The organism is Lactiplantibacillus modestisalitolerans, assembly GCF_005405425.1.
In the GTDB taxonomy this organism is placed as follows: Bacteria; Bacillota; Bacilli; order Lactobacillales; family Lactobacillaceae; genus Lactiplantibacillus; species Lactiplantibacillus modestisalitolerans.
In genome coordinates this window covers 1-19879 of sequence record NZ_BJEA01000003.1, presented here as the reverse complement: position 1 = coordinate 19879, position 19879 = coordinate 1, and the positions used below count along the sequence as shown (strand labels likewise).

The window sequence follows — 19879 nt, the reverse complement described above, 5'->3', positions numbered from 1 at the left end:
CAATTAAACCGCTTAGCGCTGGCCCCACTTATCCAGGATCAGTTTACCAATCGTTTGCCAATGCGATTCCAATACAAAGTGCCCGCCATCTAATAAATGCACTTCCGCATTCGAATCATCCCGCTTAAACGCCTGAGCGCCGGGATAAATGAAGCTCGGGTCATTTTTACCCCAGGCCGCAATTAGCTCGGGCTGATAAGTCCGTAAATACTGCTGATACTTAGGATAGTTGCTAACGTTATTCTGATAATCAAAAATCAAGTCCGATTGACGTTCCGCATAATCTGGTGCTTGCGTGTAAAAAATATCTAAACTATAACCATCAGGAGCCACGCTCCCCGGCTGTTCGCCACCTAAATACTGACCCTTAATTGTAGCAGGAGCAAAGGCTGCTTGATACTGGTTACGCAGCGCGGCCGTCGGATGAGCCCAATAAGCTTGGCGTTCAGCCCACTTAGGCCCCAGTCCTGACCGATACACGTTCCCGTTTTGACTAACGATACCTAAAATCCGGTTGGGCGCCTTCACAGCCAAATTAAAGCCAATGGGTGCCCCGTAATCAAAAACATACAAATAAAATTGCTTGATTTGTAACGCGGCCAAGAACCCGTCAACGTAGTCCGTTAAGTTAGCGAACGTATAATCAAAATCTTGATGATTCGGTGCAGCCGATTGTCCAAACCCGATCAAATCGGGGGCAATCACGTGAAAATGACTTTCTAACATGGGTATCAGGTTTCGAAATAGGTGACTCGCCGTTGGAAAACCGTGGAGTAGCAAAAAAGTTGGCCGACTAACAGCCCCGCTTTCTCGATAAAAAACGTCTAACCCCTTAACTTTAACAGTTGCGTATTTCATCACTTTAACCTCGCTTCAATTTACTTAAACACACTGTTAGTATAGCGCTTACTTAATTACCCGTACATTTTAAACACCATTTTCAAGCTAATCCGGTGGCCCTCACTGCTGGCATTACTATCAACATCTGTGGTATTAATTCGAAACAAACTAGCATTGAGCACCCAAACTCAGCCAAGTTAGACTTTAGGTGACTAATCCAGAAGGAAGTTTTAATCCTTGTTGGGCCCCGCCTAAGGGCCATCCGGCGAACGACTAAGCGCTGTTTTGTCGTCCTAACCAGACAATACATTGAACATAATCTCAGTCGTGATAGCGCTGGCTTTCAGTTATAACCTGAAATGGCAGTTTTAGTTTATTATTCCGACCTTTTTCACTATATTACAAATTAGTGCCACGTGGCCTATCAATATCAATTGGTACAACCTCTTATGCTCCCAGCGCCGTGTCAATACAAAAAAGCCGCCATCCGCAGATGACGACTTCTTTGAACCGATCCGAACATTCATCAAACTAGAATTTGACCGAACGACCTAGGATTGGATTATTTTAAAATGCTAATTAAGCAAGGGCCTTCTTAGCCGTGTCAACCAATGCCTTGAAAGCATCCGCATCGTTAACAGCTAAGTCAGCTAACATTTTACGGTTAACGTCAACGTTAGCAACCTTTAAACCGTGCATTAATTGGCTGTAGCTCATATCGTTGATCCGGGCTGCGGCGTTGATCCGGGCAATCCAGAGACGACGGAAGTCACTCTTACGCTTCTTCCGATCGCGGAATGCGTATTGGTATGACTTCATTACTTGGTCCTTAGCAACCTTAAATTGGATGTGCTTAGCACCACGGTAACCTTTAGCTAATTTTAAAACGCGCTTACGACGCTTACGTGTTACAGTTCCACCTTTTACTCGAGCCATCTTATTTCCTCCTAGATTTAACTAAAACGTTGTGAATTATTTTTGTAATAACTTGTGGTAAGTTTTAACCATTGGCTTTTCAATGATAGCCGTACCACGTAATTGGCGACGTTGTTTCTTAGTCTTACCATGGAAACGGTGACTAGTGAAAGCGTTGGCGCTCTTAATTTTACCCTTAGCAGTTACCTTGAAACGCTTTGCTGCAGCGCGGTTTGTCTTTTGTTTTGGCATAATCAATAATCCTCCTAGAAATTACTTATCAGTTTTTGGTACAAGCACTAAGAACATACTCCGACCATCCATCTTAGGATAGGCTTCAACCGAAGCGTATTCCTTAGTCGCTTCAATCATCCGGTTCAAGACTTGACGACCAATATCCTTATGGGTAATGGCCCGGCCCTTGAAACGAATAGAAACGCGAACCTTGTCACCCTTCGACAAGAACTTTTCAGCATGTTTCAGCTTCGTGTTAAAGTCGTTAGTATCAATCGCTGGGCTCAAGCGGACTTCTTTAATGCTGACCACTTTTTGCTTCTTACGCGCTTCGCGTTGTTTCTTTTGCTGTTCGAAGCGATACTTCCCATAATCCATAATTCTGGCAACGGGTGGCTTCGCTTTCGGAGCAACCAACACCAGGTCTAAGCTGGCGTCTTCAGCAATCTTCATTGCTTCTTGTCGTGACTTAACACCTAATTGTTCACCATCACTGGCGATCAAACGTACTTCGCGAGCACGGATGCCGTCATTCACCATTGAATCTTTAGCTATGGTAATCCACCTCCGTAAATTTATCCGAGAAATCCACAAAAAGAGCGGGCGCATAAAACGCCCGCTCAACCCCGTTAATGGGAATTAATTCATCGTTCATCTGCCCGATGACTTGGGTCACCAAGGCGAGAAGCGGGTGCTTCTGCTTTTTTTCTCAACTCCAATATAGTACCAGAGTTAAATTCGATTGTCAAACCGATTGGAAACTTTATTTGCTTGTTCCCCGGCTGTAACGACGAATTTCTTGGGTAATCGCACCAATGAACATGTCGATTGGTTCTGATTCCGTCCGTTCTTCACCGTACTTCCGAACTGAAACGTTCCCGCTGGCAACTTCTTGGTCACCAACAACTAAGACGTATGGTACCTTCTTCGTTTGTGATTCACGAATCTTGTACCCCATCTTTTCGTTCCGGTTATCTACGCTGACCCGCACACCAGCTGCCGTTAAGCGCCGACGGCAGTTTTCTGCGTATTCACCATGGGCACCTTCGTTAACTGGAATAATCGTTACTTGCTTAGGCGCTAACCAAGTTGGGAAAGCCCCTTTGTACATTTCAGTTAAGTAAGCCACGAAGCGTTCCATCGTTGAAACTAAGCCCCGGTGAATCATAACTGGACGGTGTTCCTCACCATCAGCACCGACGTACTTCAAGTCGAAGCGTTCTGGTAACAAGAAGTCCAATTGAATGGTCGATAAAGTTTCTTCACCGCCAAGGGCCGTCTTCGTTTGGACGTCCAACTTAGGACCGTAGAAGGCTGCTTCCCCTTCAGCTTCAAAGTAATCCAAGCCCATGTCATCCATGGCAGACTTCAACATCTTTTGGCTCCGTTCCCACATTGCGTCGTCGTCAAAGTACTTTTCCTTGTTTTCTGGATCACGGTAACTCAAACGGAACCGGTAATCAGAAATATCAAAGTCTTCGTAAACTTCAACCATTAACTTCAAGATCTTCTTGAATTCATCTTCAATTTGATCCAACGCAACGAAGGTGTGCCCATCGTTTAAGGTCATTTCACGAACCCGTGATAACCCGGTCAAGGCCCCGGACTTTTCATAACGGTGCATCATCCCAAGTTCCGCGATTCGTAATGGTAATTCACGGTATGAGCGGATATGGTGGTTATAAATTTGAATATGGGATGGGCAGTTCATTGGCCGTAATTCCAACTGTTCGCCATCACCCATGTCCATTGGTGGGAACATGTCTTCACGGTAGTGGTCCCAGTGACCAGATTGCTTGTAAACGTCTAAGTTCGCAAGGACTGGTGTGTAAACGTGTTGGTAACCGTTCGCAACTTCCTTGTCAATGATGTAACGTTCGATTTGGCGCCGAATCGTTGCACCATTTGGCATCCAGTATGGTAACCCGTTCCCAACCTTAGGATCAACGAAGAATAAGTCTAATTCGTTCCCGATAACCCGGTGGTCGCGTTCACGCGCATCTTGACGCCGCTTTAAGTCGGCGTCTAAATCCTTTTGCTTTAAGAAGGCTGTCCCGTAAATCCGTTGCAACATTGGGTTACTGGACTTACCTTGCCAGTAAGCACCGGCAACGGACAAGAGCTTAAAGACTTTGATTTTACCCGTTGAGGCTAATTGGGCCCCGTCGGATAAATCAACGAAGTCGCCTTGCTTGTATACAACGACTTGGCCGTCATTTGCTTCAGCACGTTCGTTAACTAAGTCTTGTTGGTAAGGATCGTCACCAACTAAGACTAAGGCGTCCGCTTTGGATAACACTTCACGCGTAATTGGTAAATTTTGCTTGATGATTTCGCTCATCTTTAAGCTAATTGCTTCCAAATCATCCTTACTGATTTGCTTACCGTCTTCATCCGGATTGTCGGTATCAAAGAAGAAACCGTCGGCGTTCCCTTCGCCACTCCCGAAATGAATATTTGGGAATAATTGCTTGATCGCGTTAGCCAAGACTTGGGCCGTAGTTTGCCGAAGCACGTTCATCCCTTCATCACTATCGGCGGCAATAATTTCGATTGCACCATCGGTCGTTAAAGGTTGTTGGTAATCCACGATTTGATCATTGAATTTACCGGCAACCGACCGTTTTGCTAACGAAGGACTGATTGACTTTGCAATGTCTTCAGTCGTTACGCCAGCATCAAATTGCTTTTCAGCGCCATCTGGGAACTTAACATTAATACTTGCCATAAACTTGACACTCTCCTTTAAAATTTACCCACTCACCAAAACACCGCGCCGGGACGACAAAAAAGTCCCTAACGCCAGCAAAAAACTAGCATTAGGGACGTCATTGACGTGGTTCCACCCGATTTTTCGGTACAGTTTGACCATACCGACTCATTAGCGCTAATAACGGACGCGTTCCGGCTCAATTGAGCATGTTCGCGAAAGTGGTATCTCAAATTACTCCGTCCGCAACTTCCAGAACAAGGTTGCAGTCTCTGAGAACACAAGTAAAATGAGCATGTCTTTCGTATCTGATTTCATTAAACCACTTTTAATTGAAAAGTCAACCAAAATTCATGAAAATTAGTCGCCGGGATTTAGGCGCCGATTCCGACCCACCATCTCAATTTCAGTCGCTAAAAACCGAACGCGCTGCATGATGCGTTGGGCCTTCACCGGTTCTTCGTCACCCTGCTTTGAAATCGTCAGGTAGCCGTCTTGTAACTCCTGCATGGAGAAGTTTGACGAAAAGCAGGTCGGTAATTCTTCCTGCATCCGGTACTCCAAAATCACCCCAAGAACGTCGTCTCGGATCCAAGTTGATGATGAATCGGCCCCAATGTCATCAATCATTAAAATTGGCGCCCGCTTAATCGCATCAACCTTATCCGCGGACGTATTATTACTAATGGCCCGCTTCATCTCAACGGCAAAACTCGGAAAGTGAATTAAGGTCGTTTGAAATCCCTTCGCCGCCAGGGCGTTGGCCATCGCACCTAAAAGGTAGGTTTTCCCAACCCCAAACGAGCCGTACAAGTAAAGACCCCGGTGAAACCGTTTAGGCGCCTGCGTGTAAGCATCAATAAAATCTAACGCCGACATCAACGCGGCGGCCCGGTTATCATCACGCTCATACCCTGCCAGGGTTGCGTTTTGAATATTTTTAGGCATGCTAATCGATCGAACCCGTTGTTGAAGCTCGCGGTTCGCCTGTTCCTCCCGTAACTGGGGGGTTGGTTGATAGGCAATGTCAATCAAATGGTTGCTCATCACTAATTCGGGTTGATAGCCCGGTGCTTGGGTTGGCTCGTGGCGCGCAACCTTGCGCTTTTCATCGCAAAACTCGTACAGTTTGGCCGCCGAGCGTTCCAGTGCGTCCGCCGATAATTCATCCTGATGGGCCGCTAAAAACTGACGAACGTCTGGATCGTGATACACATCCGCCATCAACTTTTGGTAGCGCTGATTGAGGTTGCGCTTATTCATTAATATTTTCAATGTCTCAGACACATTCTCCACGTTTAGTCCCCCTTCTGTGAATCGGTATCGTACTTCGCCACTCGTTCAGCTAACTGTTTGCGCTGGGCCGCGGTCAACTGATTATTTTTTGAACCGGTCGCCTGCCCAGTTTTACCCTGCGCTTGTTCTTGAGCCCACTTAGGCATCACTTCTTTACGTGTCGGCCGGTTGGTGCGATTCCGGCGCTGGCTTGTCCGGGGCTGACTTTGTGCTTGTTGCCGCTTACGAACGTACTGCAAGGCCGCTTCCGGCGTGTCGACCCCGTGACGTTGCCAATCATTCGCAACCGTCTCCAACAAGTTCCGGTTCAAGGCCGCACGCTCACGGTCCTGTAACACGTAGTAAATCAACATGTTAATCACCGGATCAGTCAGCTGATGACGCCCCACTAACTCGTGAATTAGGCGGTTTTCACCCGTCGTTACGAAGCCGTGATTTTCCTGTTTAATATCAGCAATAAAATCATAGGGCGTCCGTTGCTTGGTATACGCAATCAGTTGCTGCTCCTCAGGTTCAAACTGACTAGCAGCGGTCTGAGCCGCTTTCGTCGCCTGGGGCTGAGCACTCGTGGGTACCGCAGCCGCCTGCGTCGTTGCTTGAACCGGTGTTGTATACGTTGGCCGCTCATACCGCCGAGCAATCATTAGCTTCAATTGGTTTTCATCAAACTGCCCGGTCGTCAGACTAGCTACTTCACTAATCAACTTGGCCATTTCAACTTCGTTAATGCCGTAAACCCGGCTTTCCGTAATGATTAACTGCCGCGAACGCGCGACCTGTTTCGTGTCCACGTAGTTCTGATTCAAGATTTGTCCCAGCAACTGCCAGTCAAACTGATCATCCGTCAACACGCCGTTAGCCCGTTCGGCCGGCTCATTAGCCGCCAGTTGGGCACGGGCTTTCTGCACGGTTAATGGCGTTTGCGTTACCTTCGCACTCGCAATGTGGAAGACATCCAGAATGCTGGCCGAAACGTCACGCGCCCGTTTGAGGTCAACTGGTTGGGCCGTAAAGTCACTGGTTAACTGTTGAAAGCGGTGCTCACCCACCGTATCCAGTAACAACACGCTCAGAAGGTCGTCCGCAAAAAACTGCTGGGCCAATAACGGTGCCTGTAACTGATAAATATACACGGCTCCCAGTTCATCTTGTTGAAAGTAACTCCGCAGTAAGCCGGTTGCTTCCAGCTTTTGCCGTGCAGCCAACACCGTTGGCAAATCGACGTTTAAGACGCCCAACAGTTCCGCGTGACTGCGCCGATTACTCAGTTCGTTTTCGGAACTCTGCAAACTCCGCAAAGCCGCGTAGAGGCTGTACGCCAACGGCCCAATTAGTGGTAAATACAGCTCTGCTAAAACGGCCTGTTGCGCCGCACTTAACGCTGGCGCCGTTAATACGACTAAGCCAGTTTTAGGCGTTAGTTGCGGCTCGTCATGATTCTGCATCGCATTCACCATTCTTTATTTTTGGTCTGATTTAGATGATGGCGTTTTAGGCGCCTTTTTCCCCCGCTTGGTTTGTTCCGCCAGCTTGAGTTTGTCGCGCTCCATCATATCTTGTAACTCATTCAAGAACACGTGCATATCTTTAAACTGCCGGTAGACGCTCGCAAACCGAATGTACGAGATTTCATCGATATCCGCCAGCTTTTCCATCACGTATTCCCCAATCACTTGACTGGAAATTTCATTTTCACCGAGTGAGCGAACCTTATTTTCAACGTCATCGACCACGCCAGTCATGGTCTCCATGCTAACGGGTCGCTTTTCGGCGGACCGGATGATTCCCCGCAAAATCTTTTCGCGGTTAAACTCTTCCCGGGCGCCATTTTTCTTAATCACCAACAGGGGCGTCGCTTCCACGCGTTCAAACGTTGTAAACCGGAAGCCACAGTTTTCACATTCCCGACGCCGGCGGATAACGCGACCATCATCAGTTGGCCGGCTATCAACGACCCGGGACCCATTGTGATGGCAGTGTGGACATTGCATAGACTTCTCACCTCATTTTACACATCATTAAATAATCGTTTTCAGCCATTTTACCACGGCCATTCTTGTTTTATCAACGCTCGCCCCGTTATCGATCACGACGTCCGCGCGCGCCACTTTTTGACTAAGCGGGAGTTGGCTATCAATTCGGGCTTGCGCCGCGGCCTGATCCAAGTGGTTACGGGCCATCAATCGCCGCAACACCACGTCTTCCGGCGCAGCCACGACGATCACCTGATCACAAACGTTTTGCCACCCATTTTCATACAGTAACGGGACGTCCACGATCACCGCCGCCGGGTTAGTTTGCCCCGCCGCAACGATTGCTCGCAGCATGGCGTACTGTATCGGTAAGCTCGTAATCGCCGTTAGCTCCCGCAACGCCTGGGCGTCATTAAAGACTAACTGTCCTAGCCAGGGGCGGTTCAACTGACCATCCGCCAGCACGGCCTGCGGGCCAAAGTGCGCCGCAATTTTTTGCGTCGTTGGCTGTCCGGGGCCCTCAACTTCCCAAGCAATTTTATCCGCATCGACAATTGGTAAACCGGCCGCTGCTAGTTGCTTGGAGACCGTCGACTTACCCGTTGCAATTCCGCCCGTTAATCCAATAATTTTTGTCATTTTTAACGCCTACAATTGTTGCTCGTGTGGACAGAAATGGGTTCCACGTTGAGCAACCTTGATTTTTTCAATAATGGTGCCGCAGCGTTCACACGGTTCCCCTTCACGACCATAAACGTGCAAATGATTTTGGAATTGGCCGGCTTCACCGAACGCCGTCGAAAATGAGTGGACGGTCGTCCCGTGACCCTTAATCGCCATTGCCATTTCATCAATGATATTTTGCCGTAAGTCGCTAATTTCTTCTTCCGTTAAGGAGTTAGCTGGCCGCATTGGATGAATCTTGCTCATCCAAAGCGTCTCATCCGCATAAATGTTCCCGATTCCCGCAATTTTACTTTGATCGAGTAGCAATGGTTTGATCATCTTCTTCGATTTACTTAAAATCGCGGTTAAATAAGCCACTGTTAACTGGTCAGCGACCGGTTCCGGCCCCATGGTTTTTAGCCCGCCGACCGTCATTTCTTCACCGGTCGGAACCAGGGTCATTCGGCCGAACTTACGGGTATCGTTATACAGCAGATCCCGCTGATCCGTTAAGTGGAACACGACGTGGGTATGCTTCGTTTGCCCTTCGTTTTGCGGGACCACGTTATACTTACCTTCCATCCGCAAATGCGACACCATTGTCAGCCCATTGCTAAACCGAAAAAGTAAGTATTTACCCCGTCGATCAATAGTTTCAATCGTTTGGTGCGCTAAGCGGGACTTGAAGCTCTCAATATCATTATTAATAATTTTCGGCCAGTGAACATCGATACTCGCAATCGTCGCTCCCTTGACTAGCCGGTTTAATCCCCGGCGGACCGTTTCAACTTCTGGTAATTCTGGCATCGTGGGCCTCCCTATTTTGCATCGTACCAAGTATCGCCAAAGTGACTTTCAACTTTCAGTGGAACTTCCAACTGAACGGCGGAGTCCATAACGCTCGGTACCAATTTCTCTAAGGTTGGGATTTCTTCCTTAGGTGCTTCAAAAATCAATTCATCATGAACTTGTAGCAGCATCCGCGCTTGCAAGCCACTTTCTTTCAACTTGTTTTGCATCCGAATCATCGCAATTTTAATAATGTCGGCCGCACTCCCCTGAATTGGCGTGTTCATCGCGGTCCGTTCCGCAAACGAGCGCAAATTAAAGCTCTTAGCGTGAATATCTGGTAAGTAGCGACGCCGGTGGGCAATCGTTTCAACGTAACCCTGTTCATGGGCCTGCTTAACAATCGCATCCATGTACGCCTTAACTCCCGGATACTCGGTAAAGTAAGCTTCAATGAAGTTATGCGCGGCTTTACGGGTGATCCCAATATTTTGCGATAAGCCGTAATCACTAATCCCGTAGACGATCCCAAAGTTGACCGCCTTAGCTTGCCGGCGAATGTTCGGGGTGACGTCTGCTGGTGAATCGAGCTTAAAGATTCGCATGGCCGTGGCCGCGTGAATGTCATCGCCCGCCTTAAAGGCCGCTTGCATATTCTCATCGTGAGTAATGTGCGCTAAAACGCGTAACTCAATTTGGGAGTAATCTGACGAAAAGATTTGCCAGTCAGGGTGACTCGGTACAAAGGCCTGCCGAATCCGCCGCCCCTCTTCGACTCGCACCGGAATGTTTTGTAAATTGGGGTCAACCGAAGACAACCGCCCGGTTTGCGTCAGCGTTTGCAAGTAACGCGTATGCACCTTTTGATCCGTTGAGTGGATTGCGTCTAAAAGCCCTTCAACGTAAGTTGATTGAATCTTTGAAATTTGCCGGTAACGTAAAATGTTTGCCACGATTGGCGCTTGCGGTGCGAGTTTTTCTAACACGTCGACCGCCGTGGAGTAACCAGTCTTCGTCTTCTTGATCACTGGTAACTTCATTTCTTCAAATAAAATGTGGCCCAATTGCTTTGGCGAATTGATGTTAAATTCTTCGCCGGCCTCCTGATAAATCGTTTGCTCAATTTCGCTGAGCCGTTCCTTAAACTGGCTTCCCATCGCCTTCAAACGACTACTATCGACCGTAATGCCGGCCATTTCCATCTGGGCCAATACATTCGCTAACGGTTTTTCAATGTCGTCATAGAGCGGCGCCTGCTCATTAGCCTCTAAGTCCTTCAATAATTGTGGTTTCAAGGCGCTGATGGCCGCCAACTTGTGAGCCAAATGGCCAAAGAAGCGCTGGTCATCATCCGGAATCGCACGCTTGACGCCCTTGCCGTAAACCACTTCGTCGGATTGTAAGTCTGGATAACCGTGTTGTTCCGCCAACCGGCCGAGATCATTGCTATTGTCGTTCGTATCTAACAGGTACGAAACGAGTAACAGGTCAAAGTCGACCTTACCCAGCTGAATCCCAAGCCGGTTTAAGCCCACCATCGTCCGCTTCATATCAAAAACGTCCTTGGTGACCGTCATACTAGTTAAGAGGTCCTTGGCCACCGGCTCCAACAATAACTCAACGTTGCGACTGACGTACCACTTGTCTTCGTCACCAATGGCAAAGCCCGCGAAGGCTGACGTATGGTAATTCGGCGTTGGCATTTCTAAATAGAACGTCACGTGTTTCGTAAACTGAGCGAGTTCCGCAATGTTTGCCTTCGTCAATTCCGTAAACGCAATCGGCTTAGCGGGGGTCGCCGTTTGGGTCTTTAACTTCTTTAAGAAGGATTCAAACCCCAACTGCTCGTAGCAGGCGATCAGTTTTTCGGTATCGGGCCCGTCATAAGCTAAATCGGCCAGCTTGACCGTAATGGGGGCGTCGCGTTTAATTGTCGCTAAAACTTTCGCCCGCACAGCGAGGTCGTGGTCCTCAATCAAGTGCTCCTTCATCTTGCTCTTCTTCATCGCGTCCACGTTTTCGTAGACGCCTTCAATCGAACCGTACTGTTTCAGTAACTTCAAGGCGGTCTTTTCGCCGACCTTAGTCACCCCCGGATAATTATCAGAAGTGTCGCCGGTTAGCCCCTTCATATCAATAATTTGCGTGGGCGTAATTCCTAGCTTTTCTTGCACGTGCTCGGGCGTGTACCGCTCAACTTCGGAGACCCCTTTGACGGTGACCGCTACCGTCGTGTTAGCGGTTGTTAACTGGGTCAAATCCCGGTCACCGGTCACAATGGTCGTCGTATAACCAGCCGCATCCGCCTGACCGGCCAGCGTCCCGATAATGTCATCGGCCTCGTAGTCTTTAAGTTGATAGTGTTGAATGCCGCGCGCGGTTAATAGTTCTTTTAAATAGGGCATTTGCTCAGAAAATTCACCGGGAGTCTTGGCCCGGCCACCCTTGTAATTATCGTACATGGCGGTCCGGAAAGTGGTCTTACCGGCGTCAAACGCCACCAACATATCGGTGGGCTTCACGGCCTTGATCATGTGATCCAACATCGTGTTGAAGCCGTAAATGGCGTTGGTGTGCAACCCGTCCGCGTTAACGAACCGGTCTAGTTGGTTATGCAGGGCAAAAAAAGCCCGAAACGCAACACTATTGCCGTCGATCAGTAGTAATTTTTTAGCCATTAGTTTTTGCTCCCCATTTCTTTTAGCATTCGCTGATTCATCTTAATGATCCTTGCGTTCAAGGACGCGTCTGGCGGTGCGGCCCTGGTGACCGTAACCGCCACTTTTACCTTCTTAATTGTACCAAACAATGCGTGAAAACGGCAGTTTGGCTACGCAGGTTCTTGCATTTAGCACAAAACGGAGCCGTAACAAAGTCACAGCCCCGTTTTTTCTAAATGCTGATTGTTAAATCGTGATTCAAATTAATCCCGGTCGCCGCCAGCAAAAATTTGGATAAAGTATAGGAACAAGTTAACAAAATCCAAATAGAGCTGTAAAGCGCCGCTAACGGCTAAACCAGTCGAAGAAACTTGGTCACCGTATTGTAAGTACATGTCGCGCATCCGGTTAGCGTCCCACATCGAGAGTCCCGCAAAAATGAGCACCCCAATGTAAGAAAAGACGTAACTGATCATGGCACTTTGTAAGAACAAGTTCACGACGGATGCGACTAGTAACCCAATCAACGCGGCAAACAAGTGCGTCCCTAACCGAGAAATATCGCGCTTAGTTGTCGTCCCGATGATCGCCATCGTTCCAAAGACCGCCGTTGCCGCAATGAAGGCCCCGGTAATCGTGGCCCCGGTATATAGAGCCAAAGTAATCGAAATTTCGACCCCGAACACCACGGCAAACAGCATTAGCAGCCCGAAGCTCCGGGCCGGATTACGCGTGGCGTTGACTTGAATCCCACCAATCATCGCAAACATGCTGACCATGAAAATGATCAAAAACAGCACCGGATGCTGGCCGAACATTGAAAAGACCTGGGTTCTAAAGACCGTTAAGGACAAGTACACCGTAATGGCTGAAACGAGTACGGCTAAGCTCATGTACCCGTACATTTTTGTTAAGAAGCTCCGCAAACCGACCTGGGTATTGATCGTCCGGGGTTGCGGCTCATTTTGAAAGTTGTTCATCGCGTCTCCCTCTTTCACCTAAAAATATTATCTATCTACGTCACCTAAAGCTGGGTTATCCGCTGAGTGGCGGGCTCACTAGCCGTTACGACTAGCGAGGCCCCTCACGCTAGTTTATCAATATAGCGCTGAAAATCAGCCATTCTCATCGGTCACCTCCGCTTTCTTGTAATCTAGTGTATCAGATTAGTCAGGGAAGGTAAAACAGTTTTATCTGTGAAATATTTAAGAATTTCTTAGAATCTGAAACCGGTTAACCACCACTTTGGAGCCGTTCTCATTTTTAAGCCAACTTTTGTCAAAAATGACCCACTTTGCTTTCAAAAATGGCCCTTAACCGCTCCCCAGTCATGCTAAACTACGATTATCAATTCACGAAGGAGTTTTTCAATATGACCATTAAATTAATTGCCACCGACATGGATGGGACGTTTTTAACGGACGATCAAACTTACGACCAAGCGCGGTTTGCCCTGCTATATCAGCAATTGCAATTACGAGGCATGCGCTTCGTCGTTGCTAGCGGTAACCAGTATTACCAATTGAAATCATTTTTCAAAGCCTACCCCGAACTGATCTACGTTGCCGAAAATGGCGCTTATATTCGCGACCACCAAACCGTGTACGCTCAACACAGCTTTTCGGCTGCTAGCGTTGCCGCGATCTTAGCGCAGCTTAAAACCATCGCCCACCTCAAAGTATTAGTCTGCGGCGTAAACAGTGCCTACGCGTTGACCACTACCGATCCGCAGCACGTCGCGACGATGCGCCACTATTACCACCACTTAGCGGTTGTTGACCGTTTTGACGCCATTGATGATGCCATCCTCAAATTCGCCATCAGTTGCCCACCCGCTGAAACCGACGCGATCGTTGCCCAACTAAGAACCGCGCTAGCTGGGATTGCGGAACCTACGAGTAGTGGGCACGGCGACATCGATATTATTCAACCCGGCCGAAATAAGGCCGCGGGTCTCCAAGAACTCGGGGCCGTGCTCGGCGTCAAACTAAGCGAAATGGCCGCGTTTGGTGATGGTGGTAACGACCTGGAAATGCTACGAGAAGTTGGCTTAGGGATTGCCATGGTCAACGCGCAACCCGACGTTAAGGCCGTTGCTGACCAAATCACCACCAATAATCAGCAACAAGGGGTTCTAACCGCCATCGCCAAACTACTGGCAAATTGATATGCAGCCGTACGCATTCAAAACAACGGCTAGCATTCTGAGCCTTTCAGCCGTTAGTAACGCCAGCACCCTCATCACCGGAATCATCCCCCAACTGCAACGGGCTTATCCTAAAGTACCAACCACGGTCATTGAAAGCCTCGTGACCATCGCTAACTTGAGTGCGTTGGTGACCCTTCTCATCAACCCGTGGCTCACCGCTCACTGGGGCGTTCGGCGAACCGTTATCGCAAGCCTACTTTTAAGCGCCGCCACTGGGCTCGTCCCGGCAATCAGCACCAATTTTGGATTAATCATGGTCAGTCGCGTCTTACTGGGCTTAGGCATTGGCGGTTTTTCGCCACACGCGATCAGCCTGATCACCCATTTCTTTCACGGTGACTACCGGGCGCGGCTACTCGGCTATCAAACTGGCCTGGCCGCACTGGGAAACGCGGTATTACTCGGCTTAGCTGGCTTACTCGTTACGCTTAGTTGGCACGCAGTCTTCTGGCTCTACGCACTCTTGGCAGGGGTGGCCGGTCTGGTTGCCCGCTACGTTGCAGAACCACCCGTCAGTCCAACTGCCGCCCAGCCGGGAACGCGCCGCCGCGCCAGCCTACCCCGCCGTCAGCGGTTATTGGTCCTTTTAACGTTCGGAACCTACGTTTTGATCTGGGGCGTGCAGCTCAAACTACCGAGCTACTTTGCGGAACGCCACCTGGGCCCCGCTCAGCTCCTTAATTTCACCCTGGCAGCAATGAACATCGGGGGGTTTTTAGCCGGCCTGAGTTTCGGTGCGCTGCACCGTAAAATGGCCCGGCAAACGCTAACCCTGGGCTATGCCGGTGCTGCTGTCGCGGTGGCGGTTCTTTGGTGGACCACCAGCACACCGCTGGCCGTTAGCGCCGCCATTGGCTTCAACTGGATCTATTCCTATACCGGGCCGTACCTCGTCTTCACTAGTCACGTTGGCCTAGCACCGGCTCAAATCAACACGCTGAGTAGTACGTTGACGATTGCAACCATTCTAAGCGCCTTTTGCGCCCCGCTACTGTGGAACTGGCTCGGTCACTTTGGGGGCGCTTCGTTAACGACCAACGTGTTATTCTGGATAATGACGAGTCTAAGCTTACTCGCCATTTTGTCCCTAATTCTGAACCGAAAGCAGGCTAAATCTAAATGACAACTAATCAGCAACGGCTCCACAATGGCGACCTGTACTTACCCAGTGACGCCGACCTCGCGCAGGCCCAATCAAGTTACTTGGAACGGTTGTACGACTTCAACCACACCCGTCCCAGCGAAGCCGCTCAGCGCCAAACGCTACTCAAGGCGATGCTGGCCGAAATTGGGCCAGACTGCTACGTAGAACCGCCATTTCACAGTAACTGGGGTGGTCATCACGTCCATTTTGGTAAAAATATTTACGCGAACTTTAACTTAACGCTGGTGGATGACACCCACATTTACGTCGGCGACAATACGATGTTTGGCCCCAACGTAACGCTTGCCACGGCCGGTCACCCAATTCTCCCAGCGCTCCGGGCGCAGGGGTATCAGTACAACGCCCCCGTTCACATTGGCAAAAACTGTTGGCTTGGTGCCGGTGTTATCGTCTTACCGGGCATCACGATTGGTGACAACGTTGTAATTGGTGCGGGTAGCATTGTGACAAAGGACTTACCAGCCAACGTCTTGGCAGCTGGTGATCCGGCTAAAGTGTTGCGCACCGTCAACCAACACGACCGTGACTATTACTTCAAGGACCGCCGGATTGATTCTAAATTGTTACCTTAAGTGGTGCATTAAACGCATGCAAAAGAGCTTTTACCAATTAACGTCGTTACTGGCTGAGCTGGAATTAATACTAAGTGTTGGGGCTTACTTTGAGTAGTCACAGTAAATTTGTTCGAAAGTCAACTGGTACCCTTTTCTACTTCTTGTCAATAACAGTGGTGTTAATTAAAGGGTTATGAAGTGCAACAAAAAAGTCTCAATCCGACTGGGTTGAGACTTTTTTAAATCATTTATTCTTTTAAACGTGCTAAACAGTTCTACTTAGCCTGCATTTGGGCTTCATAAACCTTTTCATACTTTTGAATGTCACCGGCACCCATGAAGACCACGACCGCGTTATGGTAAGCTTCCAAAGCGGACATATCATCCAAGGTCACGATTTCACCACCATTTGGTAACTTAGCAGCCAAGTCCTTCGACGAAACGTCGCCGGACTTTTCACGGGCCGAACTAAAGATGTTCGTCAAGAAGACGTGGTCCGCCATGCTTAAGCTCTTCGCAAACCCGTCCATCAAAGCCTTCGTCCGCGAATAGGTATGCGGTTGGAAAACGGCCAAGATTTGCTTGTCCGGGTACTTTTGCCGGGCAGCGTCCAAGGTTGCTTTGATTTCAGATGGATGGTGCGCGTAATCATCGATCAAAACCATGTCGCCCGCTTGGTGTTCGGAGAAGCGGCGCTTAACACCGCTAAAGTTCAATAATTCCCGCCGAATTTCATCGAGGTTAACCTTTTCAAAGTAGGAAACCGCAATCACGGCCGTGCTATTTAACACGTTGTGTTCACCAAACAACGGAATTTCAAACTCACCAAGTGATTCGCCGTGATACTTCACTTCAAATGACGACCCCTTCGTCGTCCGCTGAATATTAACGGCTTGGAAATCATCCCGGTCGCTAGTCCCGTAATAATAAATTGGCGTGTCAACCTTCAGTTGCCGTAAGCTTTCGTCGTCACCCCAAGCAAAAATGCCCTTCTTAACTTGACTCCCAAACTGCTCGAAGGCGCTGCGAACGTCATCTAAATCCTTGTAATAGTCCGGATGATCAAAATCGACGTTCGTCATAATGGCATAGTCCGGGTGGTAAGCCACAAAGTGCCGCCGATATTCGTCAGCTTCGAAAACAAAGAAGCGGGCGTCTGGCGTCCCTTTTCCGGTCCCGTCACCGATTAAGTAACTAGTTGGTGCAATGTGACTTAACACGTGACTCAATAATCCGGTCGTCGAGGTCTTCCCGTGAGTCCCAGCCACCCCGATACTCGTATAACCTTCCATTAACTTGCCGAGGAATTCGTGATACCGGTAAACGGGCAATCCCAATTCATGCGCCCGCTTGATTTCAGGATGGTCATCCGTAAAGGAGTTCCCCGCGATCACCGTCAAGCCCGCGTGAATATTATCCGCAGAAAATGGCAGCATCTTAATTCCGGCTGCGGCCAAGCCCTTCTGCGTAAACGTGTACTGTTCAATGTCTGATCCGGTTACTTGGTAGCCCTTATCGTGTAAAATCAACGCTAAGGAACTCATCCCGGAACCCTTGATACCCACAAAATAATAAACCGTTGCTTTATCCATTAGTTAATAATCTCCCATGTTCGCAATTCATCAACGGAGTGGTGAATCGTTTATTTTTCATTACGAATTAGCTTGTAACTTGGTCAAGTCGTCGGCCGTAAAGTACACGTCACGCGGCTTAGAACCCTTGGCGCCCGATACATAACCGCGGCTTTCCAAATCATCAATGATGTTGGCCGCCCGGTTATAACCAATCGAGTAGTGGCGTTGCAACTGGGAAACTGACACCGTGTCTTCCTCGGTCAAATAGGTCAGCACTTCTGGTAGCAGCTCATCCTGATTCTTAGCCGCTTCTTCATGCTTTAATAACCGATCTGGCTGAAACTCATAGTGTGGCGCCGCCTGATCACGTACAAACTGGGCGATGTCGTCAATTTCATTATCAACGAACGTCCCTTGCAAGCGAATTGGCGTACTCTTACCATTTCCTAAGAACAGCATATCACCCTTGCCGAGTAAACGCTCGGCTCCGCTCGTATCTAGGATAGTTCGTGAGTCCACTTGACTTGACGTCATGAATGCGACCCGGGTCGGAATGTTGTTCTTGATGACCCCGGTGACCACGTCAACACTTGGCCGTTGGGTGGCAACCAGCAAGTGAATGCCGGCCGCCCGGGCCTTCGCCGTGATGCGGGCAATGTAATCCTGAACCTCACTCGAAGCGACCATCATCAGGTCGGCCAATTCGTCGATCACGATGACAATGTACGGCATCTTCAAGCCGGGTTCACCGTGCTTGTCCGCCAACTTGTTAAATTGTTCAATGTTACGGGCCCCGCCGGCCGCCAAACGACTATAACGGTGGTCCATTTCGTCAACGACCCATTTCAGGGCGGCTGAAGCCGCTTTGGGTTCGGAAACGACCGGTGCGAGCAAGTGCGGAATTTCGTTATACGGTGCTAACTCGACCGCCTTTGGATCAATTAGTAGCAGCTTAACCTGTTGCGGGTTGGCCTTGTATAAAATGGAAACTAAAATACTGTTAATAAAGACGGACTTCCCGGAGCCGGTTGCCCCGGCAATCAAGCCGTGCGGCATTTTCCGTAAGTCAGTGACTTGTGGCTTGCCGAATAAATCGACCCCAAGCGCAACCGTCAGTGGTGATTGACTGTCCTTAAAGACCGGCGAGTCCAGTACTTCGGCTAACATAACTGGCCGCGACTTCATATTTGGAATTTCAATCCCGACCGTGTTGTGGCCTGGAATTGGGGCTTCGATACGGATATCGCGCGCCGCAAGCGCGAGCTTCAGGTCGTCGTTTAAATTGGTAATTTTGTTGACCTTGACGCCCCGTTCTAGTTTGACTTGGAACTGCGTTACCGTCGGACCAACCGTCCAATTCGAGACGTGCGCGTCAACGCCAAAGTCGTGTAACGATTCTTCCAGCGTTTCCGCCTTCTCTTCGATCCAATCGTCCATTTCGGATTCATTTGGAACGATTGGGGGTGTCAACAAATCTAACGGTGGAAATTTGTAGGCTGCAAGTTGCCGCGCATCCAAGCTTGGTGCTGCTGACTGACCGTTATGCATTGTCGCCGTCGCACTGGTCGCCGGCGCCGGTGGGGCACTAACGGGAGCTACCGGCTGGTGCGCGTTAACCGCAGCCGCGGTGTTCGACGTTGGTTGGTTGGCATCGTCAGTTTCAGCGGTTGCTTCCGCATTGTCTGCCCCACCCACCGACTCAGTGGCGCGCGTGGCCTGCGAAGTCGTTTCAGAAGGAACTGCTGAAGAGCGCACCCCACTCACGTTTGGTGCCGCACTTACTTGCGGTTGGGTTTCAGCCGCAGTGACGCTAGCTGCCGGTTGGTTCAGCGAATTAGCTGAACTGGCGGCACTAACGACGCTGGAATCAGCCGGGCTACTTGAGCTCACGTCACTCGCTTGACTAACTGACGCTAAGTCCTGCGAATCGGTCGTCGCACTAGTAGCCGCGACTGAACGCGGGTGCATCCCAACTGGCTGGTACGGTTCATCCGTAAACGGCCGCACTGGTGCCGCTTGTGAGTCTTTTGAAGCAACGGCTGAAGTTGATTCTGAATCGGGTTCTTCGGCATCCTCGTCTGTCTCCGGTTGGTCTTTAAACAGTGCTAAGTCGGCCTGAGCATCGTGCTCAGCCGTCATAATCGCACCGAGTGAGAGTCCCAGACCGCGGGCAGGCTTGTCAGTTGCTGACTCGGCGGTTGTTGACTCGGCGGTTGCTGACTCGGCGGTTGCTGACTCGGCGGTTGCTGACTCGGCGGTTGCTGACTCGGCGGTTGCTGACTCGGCGGTTGCTG

17 protein-coding genes and 1 other annotated feature are annotated in these 19879 nt (G+C 49.5%); of the genes, 3 read left to right on the top strand and 14 right to left on the bottom strand.

Annotation, left to right across the window (positions count from 1 at the left end; genetic code table 11):
• Positions 1–12: 12 nt before the first annotated feature.
• The 12 genes from FFM79_RS01745 to FFM79_RS01690 form a co-directional block, all read right to left on the bottom strand.
• Positions 13–858: an alpha/beta fold hydrolase gene (locus FFM79_RS01745; RefSeq protein ID WP_137641748.1), complete on the bottom strand. Its 846-nt coding sequence runs from the start codon at positions 856–858 to the stop codon at positions 13–15.
• 561 nt (positions 859–1419) lie between these two features.
• Complete coding sequence (gene rplT / locus FFM79_RS01740; RefSeq protein WP_137641747.1) at positions 1420–1776, bottom strand: 50S ribosomal protein L20; 357 nt, start codon at positions 1774–1776, stop codon at positions 1420–1422.
• A 36-nt stretch (positions 1777–1812) separates the two neighbouring features.
• Positions 1813–2007, bottom strand: coding sequence for a 50S ribosomal protein L35 (rpmI, locus tag FFM79_RS01735; protein WP_003638526.1), 195 nt, complete (start codon positions 2005–2007; stop codon positions 1813–1815).
• Positions 2008–2028: 21 nt separating this feature from the next.
• A complete protein-coding gene (infC, locus tag FFM79_RS01730) occupies positions 2029–2529 on the bottom strand; it encodes a translation initiation factor IF-3 (RefSeq protein ID WP_174795718.1) in 501 nt (166 codons plus the stop codon).
• A gap of 45 nt (positions 2530–2574) precedes the next feature.
• Positions 2575–2698, bottom strand: a sequence feature (ribosomal protein L20 leader region).
• A 54-nt stretch (positions 2699–2752) separates the two neighbouring features.
• Positions 2753–4717 (bottom strand): threonine--tRNA ligase, encoded by a 1965-nt coding sequence (thrS, locus tag FFM79_RS01725; RefSeq protein WP_137641746.1) that lies wholly within the window; start codon positions 4715–4717, stop codon positions 2753–2755.
• Positions 4718–5059: 342 nt separating this feature from the next.
• Entirely contained in the window at positions 5060–5995 is a 936-nt protein-coding gene (dnaI, locus tag FFM79_RS01720) for a primosomal protein DnaI (protein WP_137641745.1), read from the bottom strand.
• A 2-nt stretch (positions 5996–5997) separates the two neighbouring features.
• On the bottom strand, positions 5998–7452 hold the full coding sequence (locus FFM79_RS01715) for a replication initiation and membrane attachment family protein (RefSeq protein WP_137641744.1): 1455 nt from the start codon (positions 7450–7452) through the stop codon (positions 5998–6000).
• Positions 7453–7455: 3 nt separating this feature from the next.
• Positions 7456–7986, bottom strand: coding sequence for a transcriptional regulator NrdR (nrdR, locus tag FFM79_RS01710; protein ID WP_137641743.1), 531 nt, complete (start codon positions 7984–7986; stop codon positions 7456–7458).
• 27 nt (positions 7987–8013) lie between these two features.
• A complete protein-coding gene (gene coaE, locus FFM79_RS01705) occupies positions 8014–8607 on the bottom strand; it encodes a dephospho-CoA kinase (RefSeq protein ID WP_137641742.1) in 594 nt (197 codons plus the stop codon).
• A 9-nt stretch (positions 8608–8616) separates the two neighbouring features.
• Complete coding sequence (gene mutM / locus FFM79_RS01700; protein ID WP_137641741.1) at positions 8617–9441, bottom strand: bifunctional DNA-formamidopyrimidine glycosylase/DNA-(apurinic or apyrimidinic site) lyase; 825 nt, start codon at positions 9439–9441, stop codon at positions 8617–8619.
• An 11-nt stretch (positions 9442–9452) separates the two neighbouring features.
• A complete protein-coding gene (polA, locus tag FFM79_RS01695; RefSeq protein ID WP_137641740.1) occupies positions 9453–12101 on the bottom strand; it encodes a DNA polymerase I in 2649 nt (882 codons plus the stop codon).
• Positions 12102–12346: 245 nt separating this feature from the next.
• Positions 12347–13063 (bottom strand): Bax inhibitor-1/YccA family protein, encoded by a 717-nt coding sequence (locus FFM79_RS01690; protein ID WP_137641739.1) that lies wholly within the window; start codon positions 13061–13063, stop codon positions 12347–12349.
• 392 nt (positions 13064–13455) lie between these two features.
• On the opposite strand from FFM79_RS01690, the gene FFM79_RS01685 reads away from it, so the two are divergent.
• The 3 genes from FFM79_RS01685 to FFM79_RS01675 are packed head-to-tail and all read left to right on the top strand — an operon-like array spanning position 13456 to position 16029.
• Complete coding sequence (locus tag FFM79_RS01685) at positions 13456–14250, top strand: Cof-type HAD-IIB family hydrolase (RefSeq protein ID WP_170177346.1); 795 nt, start codon at positions 13456–13458, stop codon at positions 14248–14250.
• 1 nt (position 14251) lies between these two features.
• On the top strand, positions 14252–15415 hold the full coding sequence (locus FFM79_RS01680; protein ID WP_137641738.1) for an MFS transporter: 1164 nt from the start codon (positions 14252–14254) through the stop codon (positions 15413–15415).
• Positions 15412–16029: a sugar O-acetyltransferase gene (locus FFM79_RS01675; protein ID WP_137641737.1), complete on the top strand. Its 618-nt coding sequence runs from the start codon at positions 15412–15414 to the stop codon at positions 16027–16029. Before FFM79_RS01680 ends, FFM79_RS01675 begins: the two co-directional genes overlap by 4 nt.
• A gap of 257 nt (positions 16030–16286) precedes the next feature.
• Here the strand turns inward: FFM79_RS01675 and murC are convergent, their stop codons facing one another.
• Positions 16287–17603 carry a UDP-N-acetylmuramate--L-alanine ligase gene (murC, locus tag FFM79_RS01670; RefSeq protein ID WP_137641736.1) on the bottom strand — a complete coding sequence of 439 codons (1317 nt, stop codon included), beginning with the start codon at positions 17601–17603 and terminating at the stop codon, positions 16287–16289.
• Positions 17604–17663: 60 nt separating this feature from the next.
• Positions 17664–19879, bottom strand: a 2216-nt coding sequence (locus tag FFM79_RS01665; protein ID WP_137641735.1) for a DNA translocase FtsK, incomplete at its 5' end; no start/stop codon positions are given.

Bases quoted from the DNA above. Each gene is read 5' to 3' on its own strand.
- FFM79_RS01745 (WP_137641748.1), bottom strand. From the start codon at position 858: ATGAAATACGCAACTGTTAAAGTTAAGGGGTTAGACGTTTTTTATCGA.
- rplT (WP_137641747.1), bottom strand. From the start codon at position 1,776: ATGGCTCGAGTAAAAGGTGGAACTGTAACACGTAAGCGTCGTAAGCGC.
- rpmI (WP_003638526.1), bottom strand. From the start codon at position 2,007: ATGCCAAAACAAAAGACAAACCGCGCTGCAGCAAAGCGTTTCAAGGTA.
- infC (WP_174795718.1), bottom strand. From the start codon at position 2,529: ATGGTGAATGACGGCATCCGTGCTCGCGAAGTACGTTTGATCGCCAGT.
- thrS (WP_137641746.1), bottom strand. From the start codon at position 4,717: ATGGCAAGTATTAATGTTAAGTTCCCAGATGGCGCTGAAAAGCAATTT.
- FFM79_RS01715 (WP_137641744.1), bottom strand. From the start codon at position 7,452: ATGGTGAATGCGATGCAGAATCATGACGAGCCGCAACTAACGCCTAAA.
- nrdR (WP_137641743.1), bottom strand. From the start codon at position 7,986: ATGCAATGTCCACACTGCCATCACAATGGGTCCCGGGTCGTTGATAGC.
- coaE (WP_137641742.1), bottom strand. From the start codon at position 8,607: ATGACAAAAATTATTGGATTAACGGGCGGAATTGCAACGGGTAAGTCG.
- mutM (WP_137641741.1), bottom strand. From the start codon at position 9,441: ATGCCAGAATTACCAGAAGTTGAAACGGTCCGCCGGGGATTAAACCGG.
- polA (WP_137641740.1), bottom strand. From the start codon at position 12,101: ATGGCTAAAAAATTACTACTGATCGACGGCAATAGTGTTGCGTTTCGG.
- FFM79_RS01690 (WP_137641739.1), bottom strand. From the start codon at position 13,063: ATGAACAACTTTCAAAATGAGCCGCAACCCCGGACGATCAATACCCAG.
- FFM79_RS01685 (WP_170177346.1), top strand. From the start codon at position 13,456: ATGACCATTAAATTAATTGCCACCGACATGGATGGGACGTTTTTAACG.
- FFM79_RS01680 (WP_137641738.1), top strand. From the start codon at position 14,252: ATGCAGCCGTACGCATTCAAAACAACGGCTAGCATTCTGAGCCTTTCA.
- FFM79_RS01675 (WP_137641737.1), top strand. From the start codon at position 15,412: ATGACAACTAATCAGCAACGGCTCCACAATGGCGACCTGTACTTACCC.
- murC (WP_137641736.1), bottom strand. From the start codon at position 17,603: ATGGATAAAGCAACGGTTTATTATTTTGTGGGTATCAAGGGTTCCGGG.